A 3449-nucleotide genomic window follows, 5' to 3' on the forward strand; every position below is an offset into this window, starting at 1 on the left:
ATCTTTGTCCCCTAACTTTCGGCGAGTCCCCCCAGACTTTTTGAGAAGCTTCGGGGGGACAATATGCGGCAAAAGGTAAAGAGCTTTTGGCAAGAATAGAAACTAGCAAAAACACTCTTAAATCTTCTGAGGATGGAGCAGAAGACCAGGAGAATGATACATTAGAAACATTTGAATTTGAAGCAGAAGTTGCTTCTATTGATTTTGTTAAAAATTGTGCGATCGCCATTGGAGTAAACCAATATCAATATCTACAAACCCTCGAATACGCTGTTAGAGATGCAGAGATGATGAAGCATTGGTTTGATGAGCAAAATTTTAGCTCACTTGAACCAAGTCAAATTGATCTTAGCTCAGATCCAACCTCAGCAACCGTGAAAGAATTTTTACAGAGGAAATTTGAGGAACCATTCCTCTCAGAAAAGGATAATTTGTGGTTTTTCTTTAGTGGTCACAGTCGATTTCAAGATGGTGTAGACTATCTAATGCTGGCAGATAGTATTGAGGAGAGGGTGACGGAAACAGGGGTTTCTCTTAATTTTCTGGTTAAACAACTGCTTCGTTCAGGGGCAGGAAAAGTAATTTTGTTCTTAGATATGGATAGACTTACTGCACCTGGATATTCTTCCTTGAGTTCATCTTTTGTTGCTGAAGGCAAAAATGATGATCAAGGAGTCATTATATTTTATGCCTGTGAGCCAAATACTGCTGCTTATGAAGCAAACCAACTAGAACAGGGAAGTTTTACTTATACCCTACAAAAAGCTCTCTTCGCAACTCAAGGCAACTTGAGTATTAATCAGCTTGCGAAGTTTTTAAGTGATCGTTTTTCCGAACTTAATGAGCTAAATACTCAACCCCCACAAACCCCACAAAGTCTTATTTTTCCCAGTTCTCTGGGAGATTGGGTTCCCTTGCCTTTAAATTTTCAAGTTTTTGATTGTCAAACACGCAAAGTTAACGGACAAGGAGAAACCATTCAGAAAGACACTAAACTTATCCGATATTTCACGGAACCCTTAACCGATAACATCACTCTCGAAATGGTCGCCATACCCGGTGGCACCTTTACCATGGGTTCCCCTGAAAATGAAGGTTCTGATGACGAACGGCCTCAACATAATGTCACCCTTTCACCCTTTTTCATGGGGAAATATCCCATTACTCAGGCACAATGGAAAGTGATCGCCACTCGAACTGATCTAAAAGTTAACATCGACTTAAAGGAAGAACCCTCCCACTTTAAAGGGGATAACAGGCCAGTTGAACAAGTTAACTGGTATGAAGCCGTAGAATTCTGTCAACGCCTCTCTAAGCTCACAGGAAGGGACTATCAGTTACCCTCAGAAGCCCAATGGGAATATGCTTGTCGAGCTATGACAGAACCCCTAGACCTCGAAAAAGGTGAAACTTATCCACCCTTTTACTTTGGAGAAACCATCACAGGAGAACTAGCTAATTATGATGCTTCTGGGACTTATGCTGATGAACCCAAGGGCGAGTATAGAGAGGAAACCACCCCCGTTGGTCAATTTCCTCCTAATACCTTTGGATTGTACGATATGCACGGTAATGTAGATGAATGGTGTGCTGATGACTGGCAGGATAATTATAATGGTGCGCCTAATGATGGTCGTGCTTGGCTTGATAATGACGAATCTGATAATTTGATTGACGAAAATATGGAAAATTTGACCAAAAATAATGATAATAAATTATATACAGTGATTCGGGGTGGTTCTTGGCTCTTCAATCCTATTCGCTGCCGTTCCGCTTACCGCATCAACTTCGATAGGCGCGACGACCTCAACTACAATAACGGTTTTCGTGTAGTATGTGTGTTCGGGAGAACTCAATGACCCTTTACCCTCTTTCCCTCTTGCCCTTTATCCTCTTTTCTCCTTTTTCCTTTTGGTTTCCGCCGAAGGCGGATCGCTATATATTTAGATTCTTAAAGCACAAAATTTGTTAATTTAAATGAAGGAATTATCAATTATTCAAAAGACATACGATTTGGTCAAGTATTATGTCCCTATAATTGAGCGATTTCCTAAAGTTCATAAATTTACTGTAGGAGACAGAATCATTAATCAGTTGTATGATTTATTGGAGGGGTTAATCAAAGCTAAGTACGCTAACAAGAAACTTAACCATCTGATTAACTTAAACGTTCAACTCGATATCCTACGACATCAAACGAGATTATTATTAGATTTTCAATTAATTGCTCTCAAACGTTATCAGTATATCAGCCAACAAATTGATGCAATTGGTATCGAATTAGGGGGATGGATAAAAAAGCAACGTCAAAAAGAATAAACCTATATAAATCACTATGAAGCGTTACGGTAACTTATATCCCCAAATTATTGACTTTGATAATATTTACTTAGCAGCTAGAAAAGCACAGAAAGGTAAACGTTTTCAATCTAATGTCTTACAATTTAACTATAATTTAGAAACAGAACTATTAAAAATACAGCAAGAATTAAAAGATAAAAATTATCAACCAGGAAGTTATCGAACCTTTCACCTTAGAGATATCAAAACTCGGTTAATTTCGGCAGCACCTTATCGAGATCGAGTGGTTCACCATGCTTTATGTAATATTATCGTCCCTATTTTCGAGCGAACGTTTATTAGTGATACTTATGCTAACCGAGAAGGATATGGAACCCATAAAGCCTTAAGAAGATTTACCGATTTTACCCGTTCTAGTCGTTATGTCTTACAATGTGATATTAGAAAATATTTTCCCAGTATTGACCACGAAATCCTTAAACAACTCATCAGACGAAAAATTAAATGTCAAGATACCCTCTGGTTAATTGACAAAATTATTGATAACAGTAATCAACAAGAACCAGTTATCCATTACTTTCCTGGAGACGATTTATTAACCCCAGTAGAACGCAGACATGGTTTACATATTGGTAACTTAACCAGTCAATGGATGGCAAATATTTATCTTTCAGGCTTCGATCATTTTGTCAAAGAACAACTCAAAGTTACTAAATATCTGCGGTATGTTGATGACTTTGCTCTCTTTTCCGATGACCATTTATTCCTTCAAAATGCACGATTAAATGTTGAAAACTATTTAGTTAAATTAAGGTTGAAAATCCACCCTATTAAAAGTCAGTTATTTGCCACCAAACATGGGGCTAGTTTTTTAGGTTTTCGCATTTTGCCTAACAACATTAAAGTTAGAAACCAGAACTTAACCCGTGCTAGAAAACGCCTCAAACAATTGCAAAAAAACTATGCACAAGGTAACATTGAAATTCAAGATATCAAGCGATCTCTTAATAGTTGGGAAGCTCACTTGAAACACGGTGACACTTGGCGATTAAGACAACAAATATTCAATTCCCTTGTCTTTACAAGGAGTTGAGTTAGGTGATTTCCGAGAAAGCTTTTCCCATAGGGGGGGTAATCCCTTGGACTAA

General features: G+C 38.0%; 3 protein-coding genes. All 3 read left to right on the forward strand.

Features of this window, described 5'->3' with window-relative positions; genetic code table 11:
- Positions 1 to 86 precede the first annotated feature (86 nt).
- The 3 genes from P9B04_RS17470 to P9B04_RS17480 all read left to right on the forward strand — a co-directional run bounded on the left by P9B04_RS17470 (position 87) and on the right by P9B04_RS17480 (position 3394).
- Positions 87 to 1859 carry an SUMF1/EgtB/PvdO family nonheme iron enzyme gene (locus P9B04_RS17470; protein ID WP_342056258.1) on the forward strand — a complete coding sequence of 591 codons (1773 nt, stop codon included), beginning with the start codon at positions 87 to 89 and terminating at the stop codon, positions 1857 to 1859.
- 118 nt (positions 1860 to 1977) lie between these two features.
- Complete coding sequence (gene avd / locus P9B04_RS17475) at positions 1978 to 2319, forward strand: diversity-generating retroelement protein Avd (RefSeq protein ID WP_342056259.1); 342 nt, start codon at positions 1978 to 1980, stop codon at positions 2317 to 2319.
- Positions 2320 to 2335: 16 nt separating this feature from the next.
- A complete protein-coding gene (locus P9B04_RS17480; RefSeq protein WP_342056260.1) occupies positions 2336 to 3394 on the forward strand; it encodes an RNA-directed DNA polymerase in 1059 nt (352 codons plus the stop codon).
- Positions 3395 to 3449 lie beyond the last annotated feature (55 nt).

The organism is Crocosphaera sp. Alani8 (assembly GCF_038442745.1).
Taxonomy (GTDB): domain Bacteria; phylum Cyanobacteriota; class Cyanobacteriia; order Cyanobacteriales; family Microcystaceae; genus Crocosphaera.

Bases quoted from the DNA above. Each gene is read 5' to 3' on its own strand.
- P9B04_RS17480 (WP_342056260.1), top strand. From the start codon at position 2,336: ATGAAGCGTTACGGTAACTTATATCCCCAAATTATTGACTTTGATAAT.
- avd (WP_342056259.1), top strand. From the start codon at position 1,978: ATGAAGGAATTATCAATTATTCAAAAGACATACGATTTGGTCAAGTAT.